The organism is Malaciobacter mytili LMG 24559 (assembly GCF_003346775.1).
Lineage (GTDB): Bacteria > Campylobacterota > Campylobacteria > Campylobacterales > Arcobacteraceae > Malaciobacter > Malaciobacter mytili.
Window position 1 is genome coordinate 442,736 of sequence record NZ_CP031219.1, and the last position, 15,802, is coordinate 458,537.

Annotated in this window: 18 protein-coding genes; 7 read left to right on the forward strand and 11 right to left on the reverse strand. The window is 25.7% G+C overall.

Annotation, left to right across the window (positions count from 1 at the left end; translation table 11 throughout):
* Nucleotides 1-57: 57 nt before the first annotated feature.
* The gene (locus tag AMYT_RS02285) at nt 58-243 is read left to right on the forward strand and encodes a hypothetical protein (RefSeq protein WP_114840952.1); all 186 of its coding nucleotides are present in this window, start codon (nt 58-60) and stop codon (nt 241-243) included.
* A gap of 9 nt (nt 244-252) precedes the next feature.
* Here AMYT_RS02285 and AMYT_RS02290 read toward each other — a convergent pair whose 3' ends face one another.
* The 8 genes from AMYT_RS02290 to AMYT_RS02320 all read right to left on the reverse strand — a co-directional run bounded on the left by AMYT_RS02290 (nt 253) and on the right by AMYT_RS02320 (nt 8,054).
* Complete coding sequence (locus AMYT_RS02290) at nt 253-1,821, reverse strand: cytochrome D1 domain-containing protein (RefSeq protein ID WP_114840953.1); 1,569 nt, start codon at nt 1,819-1,821, stop codon at nt 253-255.
* A gap of 63 nt (nt 1,822-1,884) precedes the next feature.
* On the reverse strand, nt 1,885-3,534 hold the full coding sequence (locus tag AMYT_RS02295) for a nitrite reductase (RefSeq protein WP_114840954.1): 1,650 nt from the start codon (nt 3,532-3,534) through the stop codon (nt 1,885-1,887).
* A gap of 75 nt (nt 3,535-3,609) precedes the next feature.
* Nucleotides 3,610-3,762: a hypothetical protein gene (locus AMYT_RS14905; RefSeq protein ID WP_162919456.1), complete on the reverse strand. Its 153-nt coding sequence runs from the start codon at nt 3,760-3,762 to the stop codon at nt 3,610-3,612.
* Nucleotides 3,763-3,774: 12 nt separating this feature from the next.
* The gene (locus AMYT_RS02300) at nt 3,775-5,190 is read right to left on the reverse strand and encodes a cbb3-type cytochrome c oxidase subunit I (RefSeq protein ID WP_114840955.1); all 1,416 of its coding nucleotides are present in this window, start codon (nt 5,188-5,190) and stop codon (nt 3,775-3,777) included.
* On the reverse strand, nt 5,180-5,845 hold the full coding sequence (locus tag AMYT_RS02305; protein WP_114840956.1) for a c-type cytochrome: 666 nt from the start codon (nt 5,843-5,845) through the stop codon (nt 5,180-5,182). The genes AMYT_RS02300 and AMYT_RS02305 overlap by 11 nt, the downstream gene beginning before the upstream one ends.
* Before the next feature lie 17 nt (nt 5,846-5,862).
* Complete coding sequence (locus AMYT_RS02310; RefSeq protein WP_114840957.1) at nt 5,863-6,189, reverse strand: hypothetical protein; 327 nt, start codon at nt 6,187-6,189, stop codon at nt 5,863-5,865.
* Nucleotides 6,190-6,414: 225 nt separating this feature from the next.
* The gene (locus AMYT_RS02315) at nt 6,415-7,392 is read right to left on the reverse strand and encodes a type IV pili methyl-accepting chemotaxis transducer N-terminal domain-containing protein (protein WP_114840958.1); all 978 of its coding nucleotides are present in this window, start codon (nt 7,390-7,392) and stop codon (nt 6,415-6,417) included.
* Nucleotides 7,389-8,054 carry a Crp/Fnr family transcriptional regulator gene (locus AMYT_RS02320; RefSeq protein WP_114840959.1) on the reverse strand — a complete coding sequence of 222 codons (666 nt, stop codon included), beginning with the start codon at nt 8,052-8,054 and terminating at the stop codon, nt 7,389-7,391. Before AMYT_RS02320 ends, AMYT_RS02315 begins: the two co-directional genes overlap by 4 nt.
* 99 nt (nt 8,055-8,153) lie before the next feature.
* Here AMYT_RS02320 and AMYT_RS02325 point away from each other — a divergent pair, with 99 nt between their 5' ends.
* From AMYT_RS02325 to moaA, 3 genes are all read left to right on the forward strand, one after another.
* Nucleotides 8,154-9,071 (forward strand): glycosyl transferase, encoded by a 918-nt coding sequence (locus AMYT_RS02325; RefSeq protein ID WP_114840960.1) that lies wholly within the window; start codon nt 8,154-8,156, stop codon nt 9,069-9,071.
* Between the two features lie 9 nt (nt 9,072-9,080).
* Nucleotides 9,081-9,707: a Crp/Fnr family transcriptional regulator gene (locus AMYT_RS02330; protein ID WP_114840961.1), complete on the forward strand. Its 627-nt coding sequence runs from the start codon at nt 9,081-9,083 to the stop codon at nt 9,705-9,707.
* 66 nt (nt 9,708-9,773) lie between these two features.
* The gene (gene moaA / locus AMYT_RS02335; protein ID WP_114840962.1) at nt 9,774-10,742 is read left to right on the forward strand and encodes a GTP 3',8-cyclase MoaA; all 969 of its coding nucleotides are present in this window, start codon (nt 9,774-9,776) and stop codon (nt 10,740-10,742) included.
* 26 nt (nt 10,743-10,768) lie between these two features.
* On the opposite strand, the gene AMYT_RS02340 is transcribed toward moaA, so the two are convergent.
* Complete coding sequence (locus tag AMYT_RS02340) at nt 10,769-11,605, reverse strand: hypothetical protein (protein WP_114840963.1); 837 nt, start codon at nt 11,603-11,605, stop codon at nt 10,769-10,771.
* 133 nt (nt 11,606-11,738) lie between these two features.
* On the opposite strand from AMYT_RS02340, the gene rpsO reads away from it, so the two are divergent.
* The 3 genes from rpsO (at nt 11,739) to AMYT_RS02355 (ending at nt 13,615) form a co-directional block, all read left to right on the forward strand.
* Nucleotides 11,739-12,011: a 30S ribosomal protein S15 gene (rpsO, locus tag AMYT_RS02345; RefSeq protein ID WP_114840964.1), complete on the forward strand. Its 273-nt coding sequence runs from the start codon at nt 11,739-11,741 to the stop codon at nt 12,009-12,011.
* 153 nt (nt 12,012-12,164) lie between these two features.
* Nucleotides 12,165-12,566, forward strand: coding sequence for an RrF2 family transcriptional regulator (locus tag AMYT_RS02350; RefSeq protein ID WP_114840965.1), 402 nt, complete (start codon nt 12,165-12,167; stop codon nt 12,564-12,566).
* The gene (locus AMYT_RS02355; protein ID WP_114840966.1) at nt 12,563-13,615 is read left to right on the forward strand and encodes a DHH family phosphoesterase; all 1,053 of its coding nucleotides are present in this window, start codon (nt 12,563-12,565) and stop codon (nt 13,613-13,615) included. Before AMYT_RS02350 ends, AMYT_RS02355 begins: the two co-directional genes overlap by 4 nt.
* 8 nt (nt 13,616-13,623) lie before the next feature.
* On the opposite strand, the gene AMYT_RS02360 is transcribed toward AMYT_RS02355, so the two are convergent.
* Both AMYT_RS02360 and AMYT_RS02365 read right to left on the reverse strand, forming a co-directional pair.
* A complete protein-coding gene (locus AMYT_RS02360) occupies nt 13,624-13,968 on the reverse strand; it encodes a hypothetical protein (RefSeq protein ID WP_114840967.1) in 345 nt (114 codons plus the stop codon).
* A gap of 8 nt (nt 13,969-13,976) precedes the next feature.
* Nucleotides 13,977-15,782 carry an ATP-binding protein gene (locus AMYT_RS02365; protein ID WP_114840968.1) on the reverse strand — a complete coding sequence of 602 codons (1,806 nt, stop codon included), beginning with the start codon at nt 15,780-15,782 and terminating at the stop codon, nt 13,977-13,979.
* Nucleotides 15,783-15,802 lie beyond the last annotated feature (20 nt).

A 15,802-nucleotide genomic window follows, 5' to 3' on the forward strand; every position in this document is an offset into this window, starting at 1 on the left:
TCAATAAATAAAAAATAAAATAAGATAAAATATATAATAAAAGTCTAAGGATTTAAGATGCAAATAGTAATGATATTAGTTTTTTCAATTGTTCTTTTAATTTTTATGATATATCCAGCTATGAAAATAGTTGAATATCTAGAAAAATTTATAAATATTAGTGATAAAATGTATGATTTTTTAACTGTAGCAATTACAATAGCTTTATCTTTGATATTTGGAGTAGGATTATACTTTTTATAAGTATAATCCCTATTTTAAGGTTTTTAAAAAAGCATCTAAACTCTTTTTTTCATAAGTATTTAATTTTAAGTTTTCACAAGGAAGCATATTTTTACACTTTTGCTTAAAAATATCCCAACCAAAAAGTCTAGGATAAAATTTTCTATTTTTATTTATATAGTTATATTTACCAACAGGAATATTAGCTTTATAAGAGGCAAGTTGTTTAAAGCTATTTGTATCTAAAACTATAATTTCTCCATCTTTTTCATAAATACTTAAATAAGTATATTTGCCATCTCCACTATATTCTGTATGAATATATTGTTTATTTTTTCTTGGTATAAAACTTTTAATAGAGTAATCTTCTTTATTTATTAAAATAAGTTTATCACTTCCATTATCAGCCCAAAGATAAGCAGTATTTGGATGAGTTTTTACAAAAAAACCATCTCCTTTTATATCAATTTGTTTAATAAACTGCCAATTATACATTTTCCAAACAGTTATATAAGGCTTTTTTATATGGGGTGTTGCAAAATAAAAGTTTCCATTTTTATACCAATATGTTGCAGAAAAAAGATGTGGCATTCCCTTCATCTTATATTCAAATACCATTTTTGAAGTTTTTAAATCAAATACTCTTAAAACTTCACCTTTTCTTGCTGTTCCTATTAAATACTCTTCAAAAGGATCTATAAAAAAATCTTCAATGGGCTCTTTTATATTTATATAATTTATTTTAAAAGTATTAGTATTTATACTAGCAAGTAAAGGTTTATTTCTAAAAGTAAATATTGCTTTATCTTGTGAATATAGTTCATATAAAGCAGAAACTTTTCCTTCTAGTTTTTTTACTTCTAGTGGTATCATACTTTTAGTATCTATTATTACTATTTGTTCAGGAAGTAAACAAGTGGCAAAAAGATATTCTCCATTATTACTTAAAGAGATATTTCGTAAATTTATACAAGCTCTTACTTTATTTAATCTTTGAGCTGTTTTTAAAGAGTAATTTTGTATCCAACCATCTCTTGTGGGAACATAGATATTTTTTGCATCATTGCTATATTTTATACCTCCATGCACATTTGCCAAATTAAATTTACTTAAAACTCTTGTATCCTCCATAATCCAAACTTTAGAACCATCCCTTTCAACAACAGGCAAAACTTGTTCTATATCTTTTATTTTTAAAGGATTTAAAGGGTCATTAAATGAAGTAATTGAGTTATAAATATCTTCTTTATTCCATTGAATTTTCTCTTTTATAGGAGATTTTATATATCTTGCTATTGAAGTTAATTCATAAGGATTTAAAAAATCATATTTTGGCATTAAAGTTTGAGGAAAACCATCTTTTATTTTTAAAGCTAACTGTTTTTCACTAAATTTTTTTAAAAATTTGGGTAATAAAGGAGGGCCTTCTAGACCTATTCTTTTTTTATGATGGCAAGTTGCACAGTATTTATTATATAACTCTTTACCAACTTCTTTTTTAGGCAATGCTTCAACTGCATGAACAAAAGCACCATCTAAGGCAAAAACATTACTTAAAAAAATAGTTAATAAAAAAAAGACTTTTATTTTAGTTTTCATGGTTTCAAGCCTTTCATTTTAGATATTTAGTATCAAGCATATAGCTTGATACTAAGAGATAAATTAATATGTATCTGTCATTGTATTAGTTACATTAAATTTACCAGTTGGTGTAATTAATCTTTTATCATCAATTACAGATTTTAGTTCTAAAGTTTTTGAATCATAGATTAAAATTGGGCTAGCTTTTAGCTTATTACCCCAAATTGATGTCCAAACTTCAGATCCATCTGCATTAAACTCAAAATGTACAGGTCCTCTTGAAGCTACCTCTTTACCATCTTCAGTTTTTGCAGGAGTTAAATATTTTTTAGGAATAGGTATAGTTTTAACCACTTCTAAACTCTCTTTATCTATTACATAAATTTGTGTTTGAAGTTTTCTATCTGGATTAACTGGTCTATCTGCAAAAATATATGGTGAGTTTGGATGTCCTTTTATAAATAAGTTTCCTCCTCCTTCACCTGGAAGTGAGATTTTTTTCACAACTTTCCATGCATTTTGTGGATAATTTACAGGATCAGTTCCAATAAAAATAATATCATTTGAACCAATATGTCCTGAACCCCAAATTGGACCATATTTTTTAGAATTAACATTTACACCTCTACCTGGATGAGGCTTAATTCCTTGTGAAGGTATATTAGCAACTAAATTGCCTTTTACTGTATCAATTACAGATATTATATTTCTAGCATTTGCTGCTGTCATAAAATATCTTTTAGATAAGTCCCATCCACCATCATGTAAATATCTTTCAGCATCTACCATAGTAATTTTTGGATTTTTAATATCTGAGTAATCATATAGCCAAACTTGACCTGTCTCTTTTATATTAACTACCCATTCAGGTCTTTCATGTGAAGCAATAATTGCTGCAACTCTAGCTTCTCTTGTAAATTCTTGTGTATCATAAGTATAACTTGCAGTTGAAACAATTTTTAAAGGTTCAAGAGTATCTGCTTCTAATGTTACAATTGAAGGTGGCCAGTAGCATCCAACAATTGCATATTTATCTTTATAGTCTGGATGTTTAGATGTATCAATAGCTCTTGCATCATTACAAGTTCTAATTTCAGCTACATTTTTAGGAACTTTCATCCATAAATCAATCATTGAGGCTTTTCCATCTCTTCCTATAACATACATATATCTTCCTGAAGCCCCTGTTCTTGTAATATGTGTTGCAAATCCAGATGGTACCACTGAAACTACTTTTTTTGTAACACCATCAATAATAGCAATTTCTCCCACATCTCTTAAGATAACTGCAAAGTAATCTTTCCAATTTTCAGCTTCTGGAGCTTTTGGTCTATCTTTTACTGGAATAAGTATCTTATGAGACTTCTTCATATCAGCCATAGATTTTTCAGGAGGAAGAGGGGCTTCTATTTGAATATATTTAGCCATTAATTCAGTCTCTTCTTTTGTTAATTCTCCTGTTTTTCCCCAACCTGGCATTCCTCCAGGTGTTCCAAAATTAATAATGTGTTTTAATGTTTCTGTTCCAAATTCTTTTGATCTTGTAGCTTCTAAACTAGGTCCCAATGCCCCTTTTCTTAACATTCCATGGCACCCAGCACACCTATCAAAATATACTTGTGTTGCTTTTTGCATCTCTTCTTTTGATAATTTAATCTCTTTTGCATTAACTAATGATGTTAATCCTAAACAACTAATAGTTAATATACCTAATACTCTTCTTATTTTCATAATATTTATCTCCTTCCTTTGAAATAAATAAAAAACTAATTATTATTAGTTTAAGCCTTAACTGTAAACCTTATCTCAACTCTCTTCCTCTAATCTTTTTTTCTCTGCTTTGTAAATCCAAAACATTGGAAGTACAATTATTGTATGTAAAAATAGAGTTAAAGTTAATGGACCTTGATTTAATGTAGCAAAAAAACTTGGTACTACATCTACAAATGGATCTATCATTTTTTCTCCTTATTAATAAATATGTCTTGGACTTTTTGAAGTTGTTAATAAATCTTTTATTAAGAATATAAATCCAATAAAAGTTACAACACCCATAACAAGTCTCCAACCTATACCTTGTACAAACCATGGTAAACTTTGTGAAATAAAATAAGCTTGCCAAGTTGCTCCCATTTGAGCTCTTTCAACTAATACTTGTCCATAACCTGCAATAGTTAAAGATACAGTCATTCCTAATACTCCAATAGTAATTAATGAAATTGCCATTTTAGAAGCAAATGTTGCTTTTAAAACTTTGATACCATTTTTACCTTGTAATCCTAAATAAAACATACCTATTAAAATTGTTGCGTATGCTCCAAAAAAGGCTAAGTGTCCGTGAGCAGAAGTAAACTGCGTACCGTGCGTATAGATATTTATTTGTGGTAAAGTGTGGAAAAATCCCCAAACACCTGCACCTAAAAAGTTACCAAAAGCATTTGTAACAAACCAAGCAAAAGCAGGAGTATTGTTCATAGTTTTTTCTTCTGTTCCTTCTTTTAACCCAGTCTCTTTTCCCCAATCATAAATTACATGCACAAACATTGCAACTAAAGGTACTGGCTCAAGTGCAGAAAACAGTGCTCCAATTTCCCACCAATATTCAGGTGTTCCAATCCAAAAATAGTGATGTCCTAATCCTAAAATACCAGAACCAAAAAGCATAGTTACTTCAATCCATAACCACATTTCAACTATTTCTCTTCTAGCACCAATAATTTTAATAAGTCCATATGCTGCTAAACATCCAACAAATACTTCCCAAGTAGCTTCAACCCATAAGTGAATTACCCACCACCACCAATATTGATCAACTGAAATATTTTCTGTAAAGAACATACCTGCAAGATATAAACCAGCTAAGGCTAAAACATCTGCCATAAGAACTGTTACAATACCTGTTTGTTTTCCTTTTGCAGCTGTTGCAAAAAGGTTAAAAACAAATACTAAAACCACTACAACAATACCTATATCAGCCCATCTTGGTGCTTCAATATATTCTCTACCTTCATTAATAAACCAAATTGTACTTTCAGTTGCAGGCCCTACTTGAACTAAAATATATACTAATACAACAACTGTAACGGCAGCTGTTAATATATAAAAAGCAATATTTCCAAGTTTAATTCCTACTGTTTCAATTTCTGTTTCATCAGGTAGTAAGTAATATACTGAACCAATCATTGCATAAAGCATCCATACTACTAAAGCATTAATATGAACCATTCTTGCAACATTAAAATCAAATACTTCAAAAAGAAAGCTTGGAAATAAAAATTGAGTTGCTGCAATAAGTCCCATAAGTAATTGTGCACCAAATAATATAGCTGCAACAGTAAAATACTTAATTGCTAATTTTTTTGATTCAAATTGTAAATTATTTGCCATGAATCGCTCCTGTCTTACCATCTAAAGACATTCTTCCAAAGTTTCTTGGGAATCCATTTGTATCAATAGATGACATATGTTTTAAGAAAGCTACAAGTCCCATCGCTTCTTTTTGTGTAATACCAAGATTTGGCATCATTCTTTCATGTGATGGATACATTGAAGGATTTTGTAAAAATTTTGACATTGCTTCTTCTTTTGTTTTAGAATCTGTCATTAAAATATAATTCTCCCATGCTGGATCTAACCAAGCTTTTGTTAAATCAGGAGCATAATATGCACCATTTCCTAATAGGGTATGGCAATTCATACAGTTTTTAGCTTGAGAAGCTAATTTCCCAAGTCTTAAAAGAGATGAAGCTTCTTCTTCAGACCAATCATCTCTTCCAAAGAATTTTTCTTTTTCACCAATTTTTGGCACCTCATGACCTCTTTTTATATCCATTTCATAAGTAATTTTATAATTAATTACTGTTGGAGCGGGTACTCTTTTGGTAATACCATTTCTAAGATCTGTATCTGTTCCCATACTAATTTGACTCATAGAGTCAAAAGTAAGCCAAATTAATAATATAGCGGCAAATCCAGTTACCCAAGCAGCAGATTTTCTCCAAAAAGGGATACTCGTCCATACTGAAACAACTTTTCTAGACACCTTGTTCCTCCTAAGATTTATTGTTCATATCTTTCTTCTGAACGAAGATTTAAGTAATAATACAAGTGGGGAAGAATTAGATAACAAATCATTGTTACCATAAGTACTTTAACTGTAAAAGAATCACTTTGTATCTTCGTTGCAAAAAAATACATACAATATGTTTGCAAACCCCAAAATATATATGCAAATGGCATATATATTCTTTTTAGTTTGTCCATTTTTACTAGCGTATAAATAGCTACAAAAAATAGTCCAAATAACAATACAAATGAAGAAGATAAAAATATTGGTAAAAAATCATCCAATGCAATTTCTGGTCTTCTTATAAAAACAACATCCATATTTTCTCTCCTTTATTGACAATATATGAACCATAAAAAAATTCTAGTCTAAAAATAAACTTAAAAAAATGACATATGTCAATTTTTTATAATTATTGAAGTTATTTGAAATTATTAAACAAAAAATGTTTAGAAAATAAACAAATTAGATAAATAAAGTAAATTTTATAATTAAGCAATAATAGAGAAAAAAAGGGCCTTTTATCTAAAGGCCCTTTTTATGGATTATTTATTTTTACAATTAATTGCAAGGGTATTTAATTCTTTTTTTAATTCTTGAAGTTTATGTGTAAAGTTTAAAAGATTTTCTTGAGATTCTATAACCATATCTTCACTTTTATAAAGTTGATTTGACAGGTCTTGTGAATCTTTTAATTCATCTAAAATTTGATCAAATTCATTAGTTAAATCTTCTAATCTTTTTGAAGCATTATTTGAATAATCCATTGCAGCATTTATTTTATGAATAAAACAATTTAGAGTATCAGTTGCTTCAACAATCTCTTTTTCAGCTTCAAAGTTTATTAAATCAATAGGTTCAGTAATATTTTCTTCTTTTAATTTTTTTGATAACTCAAGGAACTTTTTAGCATTTTCTTCCATTGATTTTAATTGATAAAAACTATAAATTACTAAAAGAATAATCATAAGTGCAAAAATATATTGAAAATACTTTATAGAGTCAGTTTTTTTCTCTGCATAAGTTGTATATAAACTTACAATAACATCTACTTCATTTAATAAATTGTTATTTGTTTCATAAATTGTATCTACTAAGTTTTTTAATATTTTTTGATTTGTTTCATTTCTATTTTCTAGTAATTCTTTAATTTTTAAAATATTTGAATAAAAATTACTCCATAAAATTTCAACTTTTGAAATTTGATTTGAAATTGAAGTAGTTGGGGCTTTTTCAATACCCAATAAAGAATTTCCATCTTTTAAAGATTTTAAATTATATATAAATTCTTGCGTAGCATTATCTAATTCTGAAAAGCTATGTTTATTATTATGATATAAGTAAAATACATTTTTGGAAATTCTTTGGGTAAGCATTCTTTGTTTTCCAGCAATATTTATAATAAGTGCATCTTTTTCATTTTTTGCATTTAAATAAATAGTTGTTCCTATAATACTAGACATTAAGATTATAAATAATAATCCAATTGTTTTAATTTTTGTACTAATTGTTGTTTGTTTCATATCCCAATTCCTTTAAAAATTGATACAAGTGCCTCTTTATTTATAACTGAAACTATACTATTTTCAATCTCTATTATTTGGTTTCTGCTTAATCTTTTTAGTACTCTTGAAAGTGTTTCTGGCTGAATATGAAGCATAAAAGAAACCTCTTGTCTTTTTAACTTATTAAACATATCTAAATCTTGATTTAGCATAAAAGCAACTTTTGCTGTTGCATCAAATACTAATTCTCTATTTATAATACATTGAAGTTGATGTGTTTTATTTAGTAAAGCTTCCATTAGTTTAGAAGTAAGTATATTTTTATCTAAAAATTCTTCTTTAAATTTAACAAAATCAATTGATAAGATAATTGAGTCCTCAATAAATTCAGCATTTGAAAAACAATATATATTGTTTGTATTTATTGATGAAAGCTCTGAAATCATATTGTTTTTATAAATATGATATAAAAATATTTCATTACCAAATTTATCAACTTTATAGATTTTTATTAATCCACTAACTAAAAACATAAGTGAATTATTAATATCACTTTCATAATATAAAATAGAGTTTTGTGGATAACTATTTATTCTTGAAATTTCTGATAGTTTTTTTACTTGTTCTTGTGATAATTCATTAAAAAAATCTATTGAGCTTATGACTTCTTGTAGTGACAAAATTAAACCTTATTAATGTTTTTGTTTAAGCTATTCTATATTATCCTATTATAAATCTTAATTAAATAAGTTATAAACTAAGTTTATTCAAGGAAAAAAATGAGTTTTAAAAGATATATAAAAGCCGTAGGTACGGGGATAAAAGGTAATAGAAATTTAGAAGAATTTGAAGTAATTGATGCAATTACTCAAATCTTAAATAGGCAAGCAACTGATGCACAAATTGGTGCTTTTTTAATTGGTTTTAGGGTAAAGCTAGAATCTGATGAAGAATTAAAAGCTTGTGTAAAAGCTTTAAGAAACTTTATAAAGTTTTCAAATATAGAAAATTCTTTAGAACTTGGTTACTCTTTTGATGGAAAAGTACGAAATCCTTTTTTATTCCCCTTATATAAAGATATTTTAAAAGAATTTCATCTAAAAAATAGTGATATTAAACCTTTAAATTTAGTTATTTCAACAGATTTTTTGCAACCTGCTAAAAATGGAATTTGTGCAAATGATTTTGTAAAAGATTATGATTTAGGTGAAAATATTTATATTTTTAATAGACAAGAATATTTAAAACAATTAAGCGATTTAACTTCTTTACGGCAAGAATTAGCACTTAGAACAGTATTTAATACAGTTGAGAAACTATTAGGAGTTGCAAAAAGTGAATATGCTGTAACTACTGCTTTTCATCGACCGTATGTAAAAAAGTATATTGAAGTATTTAAAGACTATTATAAAAATATAGTTGTTGTAAAAGGTGCAGAAGGTAGTCCTGAAGTATTTAGTGATGGAAAATATTGGAAATTAGAAGGTGATGAAATAAAAGATTATAGTTTTGAACTTAAAGATTTTGGAATTAATTATTCTAAAGAATATAATAATATTTCTTTAAATGAAGCAAAAGCTATAATAAATAGTCCAGATGAAGAAATAATTAAATTATGTAAATTTAATATTGCATTATATTTAGTATTTGCAAATAGAGTAAACTCTTTAAATGAAGCATGGGAAAGATTAAATTAGAGGTTTGAAATGAATTTAGAAGATATATACTTTTTTAAGAATTTAGATGAAAAAATTTTAGAAAATATAAAAGAGTATTCAACTATTATAAAATATTCAAAAGAGAATATAATTTTTTATGAAGGTGATGATTCTAAATATCTTCACCTTTTAGTTAAAGGAATTGTAAAACTTTATAAAAGTGGAAGTAATAATAAAGAAATTGTTATGAAGTATTTTTATGATAATGAACTAATTGCTGAACTTAGTAACTTTGAACAAATCCCTTATCCAGCCACTGCATTGGCTTATACTGATTGTGAAATTTTAAAAATAGATTTTGAAAAGTTTAGAAAAATTATCTATTCAAATGAAGAGTTAGCTTTAAAAATTCAAGCTTCATTAATAAAAAAAATAAAGAATTTAGAAAGAATTATTTCGTCACAATTAGTTTTAGATACCCATCAAAGAGTTGCCAAATATATTGTGGAAAATAAAGATGATTTCTTTAAAACAAAGAATATTTTAATAGCTCAATTATTAAATATAACTCCTGAAACACTATCAAGAGTTCTTAGAAATTTTAAAGATAATGGCTATATAAATATAAAAAATAAAAGTATAAATACAGAAGAATTAATTTTACTTTATAATTAAAATTTAATAAAATTAAGCTTTTTTATAATATGCTTTTAAAATTTTTAAAAAAAAAGTGAGAAAAAAATGTTAATAGATGGACACAACAGAATTGTTGATTATTTAAGAGTGTCTGTAACAGAAAGATGTAATTTTAGATGCCAATACTGTATGCCTGAAAAACCTTTTTCATGGGTACCAAAAGAGAACCTACTTTCTTATGAAGATTTATTTAAATTTATACAAGTTGCAATTGATGAAGGTATTAAGAAAGTTCGAATTACAGGTGGTGAACCTCTACTTAGAGAAGGTTTAGACTGTTTTGTAAAAATGATATATGATTATAAAAGTGATATTGATTTAGCTTTAACAACAAATGGTTACCTTTTACCTAAAGTTGCTCAACAGTTAAAAGATGCAGGATTAAAAAGAATAAATGTTTCTTTAGATACTTTAAAAAAAGATGTTGCTGCAAAAATTGCACAAAAAGATGTTTTAGAAAAAGTTTTAGAAGGAATTGCAAAAGCTCATGAAGTTGGGCTAAAAATAAAAATTAATTGTGTTCCTATGAAGGGCATAAATGATAATGAACTTATTGATCTTTTAGAGTTTTGTAAAGAAAAAGGCTATGTAATTAGATTTATTGAGTTTATGGAAAATAAACATGCAAAAGATACTGCAAAGGGACTTACTTCACTAGAAATACAAAATATAATTTCAAGAAAATATAATTTTGAAGTAGTACCAAGGGATTCAAGTTCTCCTGCTCAATATTATAAATTAGAAGATGGATATGAATTTGGGATTATAGAACCCCATAAAGATGATTTTTGTGCTTCATGTAATAGAATTAGATTAACTGCTGAGGGATATTTAATACCATGTTTATATTTTGAAGATGCAATGAGTATTAAAGAGGCAGTTCAAAACAATGAAATTGATAAAGCTGTAAATATTTTAAAAGAAGTGTTAAAAAATAAACCTGAAAAAAATAAATGGTCTCAAGAAGATACAAGCGAAACTTCTACAAGAGCCTTTTATCAAACAGGGGGATAATATAGGTACTAGTTTTTAACTAGTACTTATTTTCTAACTATATTTGCTAGTTTATTTTTAATAGTAGCACCTTTAAACTCATTTAGCATTTTAAGTTCAGGTTTTTTATTTACATTATAAAACTCTACCATATATCCAATAGCATTTGATTTTAGATGAATATAACTATTTTTAACTTCTAAGTTTTCAACTAAATATTCATTTACACTGTTTTTTTTAATATCATTGTATCCTTTATATACTGCTTCAATTTGTAATCTTAAAGCTAAAAACTCTTTTTTATTATTTGAAATAACTCCCACAATGTATGAGTTTTGCATTTTTTTTGTAAATTTTTGCTCTTTTTTTATATCAATATTTAATTGCTTTACTAAATTTGCAAACTCTATATCTTTTGGTTCACCTAAATTATGTTCTAATAAGTATCTAGCTATTTCATGAGCTTTCTCTATACCAATATCATATAAAATGCCATCTGTAAAAGTTATTATTGAATTATCTTTTAAAGTAAAAGTAATAGTAAAATTTGAGTAGATATTTCCTGTTAAATAATTTATTTCAGTTTTAGTTTCTTTTATCTCATCTAATTTTATTTTTTGTTGTTTATATATCTTATTATTATCATAAATACTCCAAGAAATATAGTTCTCATCAATAGAAATTTCAGCTTTTCTTTTAATAAAAAGTACATATAAAATACAAGCAATTTGAAAGGCCATTAAAAATAAAGATATAAACATCAAAATAGAATAAATACCACCTTTTTGTATATGCCCTTGATACATTACTAAAGCAAACATGATAAAAGCAATTAGCATATAAAGTTTATGAATAATCTCTTTTTTATATGTTATATTTAACATTAATTTCCTTTTTATTTTATTCTTGAAACCTTAGTTTCTTTTAACTTAAACTAACTTTAATGATAGTTTACATATAATTCGCGTTCATTTAATTGTAAGTGAAATTAATTATATACCTATTAGGAGGTCAATTATGGCTTTAGATCAGGAAGTAAAAGCAAGTATTATTGCAAAATTCCAAAGAGCGGAAAAAGATACAGGTTCTTCAGAAGTACAAATTGCTATTTTATCTGAGCAAATTAAAGTATTAACTGAGCATTTAAAAATTAATAAAAAAGATCACTCTTCAAGATTAGGTCTATTAAAAATGGTTGGTAAAAGAAAAAGACTTTTAAACTACCTAAAAAGAACTAACTATGAGAAATTTACTTCAATAGTTGCTGAATTAGGAATTAGAGCTAAATAATTTTAGTTTTAAATTTAGTTCAAAAGGTTGCAAGATTTCTTGCAACCTTTTTTTTTGAACTTTTTATAAAAACAAAAATTTAGTTTATAAAAATAATTAATATTAATTTTAGTTCTAGTAGAATAATATTTATTAAAAATTATTAGGAAAAATATGTTATTAACAAAAAAGAGCGAATATGCTTTACTCTCTTTAATATCAATTGCAAAAAGTGAAAATCCTAAAAATGTTGATGTTTTATCAAAAGAATTAAATATTTCAAAATCATTTTTAGCAAAAATCATGCAAAATTTAGCAAAACATGATATTGTTGTATCTCATAGGGGAGTAAATGGAGGATTTGCTTTAAAAAAGCCATATGATGAACTTACAATATTAGAAATTACAACTGCTGCAGAAGAAAGAATACCTTCAGTTTTTGAATGTTCTCCCTCTCAACATTCATGTCCTTCTGATATTGCAAATACTTGTACTATTTGGCCTTTGTTAAATAACCTTCAAAATAAAATAAATTTGTTCTTAGAGAATCTAACTCTTAAGGACATAGCTTCATGAGGCTATTTCATATCTCTCACACTGATTTGGATGGTTACTCTTGCCAGCTTTTAACAAAAGAGTTTTTTAAAACAGGATTTTTTCTTAATGCTAATTATGGACTAGAAGTAAAATTAAGTATTAAAAAAGTAATTGAGTTAATAAAACAGCTTAATACTAATGATGAAATACTTTTTTTAATTACAGATTTAAATTTAACTTATCAAGAATCAAAAGATTTAGATAGTGAAATAAAAAAATTAAAAAAAGATGGTTATCAAATTAAATTACAAGTATTAGACCACCACGCAACTGGTCAAAAAAGTGCAGAAAAATTTGATTGGTATTTTTTGGACTTAAAAAGATGTGCTGCTAAGATTACATATGATTATTTAAATGAAGAATTTAATGGTTTTTCAAAAGAGATAGATACTTGGATAAACCCTTTAATAAACTGTGTAAATGCCATTGATATATGGCTTGAAGAGGAAGAACAAAACTTTGAATTTGGAAAAGTTCTTTTAAGTATGATTAGTCGTGTAAGAGAGATAAATAATGTATTATTTGCTGATTTAAATAGAGAACTAAGACTATTTTTACTTAAAAAAGCAGCAACATATATAAGTTTAGAAAATGGAAATATAAAACTTGATAATGATGTTCATTTATTAAAAAAACAGTTTTTAAATGTGGATGGAATTGATGATACAATTGATAATTTAAGTGCAAAATATTTAGTTAATTCACTTGAGGATTTAAAAGAAAGTTTAACAGTATTTTATAAAGAGCATAAAGGTCTTTTAACTTATACTTTAGGTTCTATTTCAATCCCTGCAAATGCCTTTTTAAAAGCAAATAGTGATTATGGCTTTTTTATAGACATCGGTAAAAAAGGAAATGCAAGTTTTAGAGCCAATGGCAAAGTTGATGTTTCTTTAATGGCTCAAAAGTTAGCAAATGGTGGTGGGCATATTAATGCTAGTGGTGCTAAATTTGAAGATTTTAAAGAGACAATAGATTATACTGAAGTAAAAAACTACTTACAAGAAAAACTAAAAGCAATAGAGTAATTATTACTCTATCCCAAACATTTATTATTTGAAAAATCTACTTCGGCTAAGGAGTCTTTTTTATATGCAAATGTAATTAATACATCTCCTTCTTCAAGTCTTTGTATTTCAAAATCAAATACTTTATCAATTTTTGGAAAAAGTCCATTTGGAAGTTGATGATTTTTCATAATTAGTTTTTTATTAGTATCATTTATAGCTTTTAATCCTGCCATTGCATTTATCATAGGCTCAGGTACTCCACATAATGAAGTATCAAAATATAAATATGTGATATTATCTTTTTCAAACTCATAAAAATCTACAGTTGTATTTTCTATTTGTATTTTAGTTGCATTATTGGGTAATAACATTTTTTTCCTTATAGGGGTATATTTATATAAAAAATTGCGCCATTTATACTATTATTCACTTCCAAAGAGCCTTTTAGTCTATTTACAATTGCTTTTCTTGTAAGGTGTAAACCAAGTCCTACTCCTTGCGCTTGATGTTTTGTAGTAAAATATGGATCAAAAATTTTTGGCATAATCTCTTTTTCTATACCCTTTGCATTATCTTCTATAATTATAGTAAAAAATTTCTCTTTTTTTAATAGAGATATTTTTATCCAAGGTGCTTCTATTTTATTTATAAGAAGAGCATCTTTTGCATTATTTACTATATTTATAATTGCTTGTATTAAATCATTTGCAAGCAAATTTTTAATAATTAATTCATCTGTTATATCTGTAATAAGTTTTATTTTTTCATTTTTAAGTGTAGCAGATAAAATATCTATTGTTTCATAAATTAAATCTTGAATTATCACATCTTTTATATTAGAATTTTTAAAAGTATAATCCCTAAATATATCAATTGTATTTGATAGATAATTTGTATTTTTTATAATTACATTTGCATAATTTTTTATTTCATGTTTATCTAAAATATTAAGTTCATCTGCAAGTTTTAATCCAGAACTAGCAACAGAAATTGCAGTTAATGGCTGTCTCCATTGATGGGCAATATTTCCTATCATCTCTCCCATTTGAGCCATTTTTTCATATTGATACAATTGTTCTTCTTGTTTTAAACTTTTTTCTACTTCTTCTTGAATTCTATTTTCTAAAGATTGATTTAATTCATTTAATTCTTTAGTTTTAAAAAAAACTTTTTCTTCAAGTTGTTTTTTTATTGAAACTTCTTTTAAAATATATGCAAGAATTAAAAAATAAATTAGTGAAAAAATCAGATAATTTTCATTAAGCTGTTTTTCTATATCCCCTAATTCTTTATTATTTTGATAAACTACAAAATAACCAATTTTTTCTTTTTGTATATTATATAACTCTAAGAAAGTAACTATTTTATGAAAATGTTTATCATTTTTTGGAAAAATTTTCATTTCAAAACTAAAATTATTTTTATTTTTTATACTATCTTCAATAAATAGTTTTAAAGAAGATTCATATTGTTCTTTTATATATTTCTCTTGACTTCTAATTTTATAAAAATTTTCTCTTTTTAATAAAATATAATTTTTTGATTCTATACTTGTTTCATAATAGTCTTTAAAAATATCAAAAATTTTTTTATTAAATACTTCTTTATCCAATAAAAAATGAACATGTACATTATATACTTTTTCAAGTCTATTTATAAAAGCATTTATACTAAAAGAAGTCTCAATACTTCCCAAATATTTCTCTTCTTTATGTAAAGGATATACATATCTAAAACCTGGAATAATTTTACCTGTTTCTAATCCACTAATTGGTCTTTTATATCTATTTACATATTTAACACTAAATCTAATATCTGATAAATCATCAGAGTGAAGAGATGGGTTATGCATTCTTAAAAATGAGTAATTATTGGGAAGATGAAAATGAAGTTGATTAAAATTAATAGATGTTAAATAATCATAATCTTTTTTTAAAAGATTATATAATTGTTCTCTATTTCTATTTTCAAAAGAATTTAATATTTCAGGTCTATTAATATAGCCAAAAAATACCGTATTTGCTAAAGTATCAAAAGAGTCAAAAATAGTATTGTATTGTGCCATTACTGTATTAGTAGCATTTGTTAATATATTTTTCTTTTTATAGCTATAATTCTTTGATAATAAGCTAAAAGTGATAAATGTAATAATTATAAATATACAAATAATATAAAATTTTTTCATAACTTCTTCTTGGGAATTGT

Coding starts and splice junctions, on each gene's coding strand:
- AMYT_RS02285 (WP_114840952.1), top strand. CDS start 58: ATGCAAATAGTAATGATATTAGTTTTTTCAATTGTTCTTTTAATTTTT.
- AMYT_RS02290 (WP_114840953.1), bottom strand. CDS start 1,821: ATGAAAACTAAAATAAAAGTCTTTTTTTTATTAACTATTTTTTTAAGT.
- AMYT_RS02295 (WP_114840954.1), bottom strand. CDS start 3,534: ATGAAAATAAGAAGAGTATTAGGTATATTAACTATTAGTTGTTTAGGA.
- AMYT_RS14905 (WP_162919456.1), bottom strand. CDS start 3,762: ATGATAGATCCATTTGTAGATGTAGTACCAAGTTTTTTTGCTACATTA.
- AMYT_RS02300 (WP_114840955.1), bottom strand. CDS start 5,190: ATGGCAAATAATTTACAATTTGAATCAAAAAAATTAGCAATTAAGTAT.
- AMYT_RS02310 (WP_114840957.1), bottom strand. CDS start 6,189: ATGGATGTTGTTTTTATAAGAAGACCAGAAATTGCATTGGATGATTTT.
- AMYT_RS02315 (WP_114840958.1), bottom strand. CDS start 7,392: ATGAAACAAACAACAATTAGTACAAAAATTAAAACAATTGGATTATTA.
- AMYT_RS02325 (WP_114840960.1), top strand. CDS start 8,154: ATGAGTTTTAAAAGATATATAAAAGCCGTAGGTACGGGGATAAAAGGT.
- AMYT_RS02330 (WP_114840961.1), top strand. CDS start 9,081: ATGAATTTAGAAGATATATACTTTTTTAAGAATTTAGATGAAAAAATT.
- moaA (WP_114840962.1), top strand. CDS start 9,774: ATGTTAATAGATGGACACAACAGAATTGTTGATTATTTAAGAGTGTCT.
- AMYT_RS02340 (WP_114840963.1), bottom strand. CDS start 11,605: ATGTTAAATATAACATATAAAAAAGAGATTATTCATAAACTTTATATG.
- rpsO (WP_114840964.1), top strand. CDS start 11,739: ATGGCTTTAGATCAGGAAGTAAAAGCAAGTATTATTGCAAAATTCCAA.
- AMYT_RS02350 (WP_114840965.1), top strand. CDS start 12,165: ATGTTATTAACAAAAAAGAGCGAATATGCTTTACTCTCTTTAATATCA.
- AMYT_RS02355 (WP_114840966.1), top strand. CDS start 12,563: ATGAGGCTATTTCATATCTCTCACACTGATTTGGATGGTTACTCTTGC.
- AMYT_RS02360 (WP_114840967.1), bottom strand. CDS start 13,968: ATGTTATTACCCAATAATGCAACTAAAATACAAATAGAAAATACAACT.
- AMYT_RS02365 (WP_114840968.1), bottom strand. CDS start 15,782: ATGAAAAAATTTTATATTATTTGTATATTTATAATTATTACATTTATC.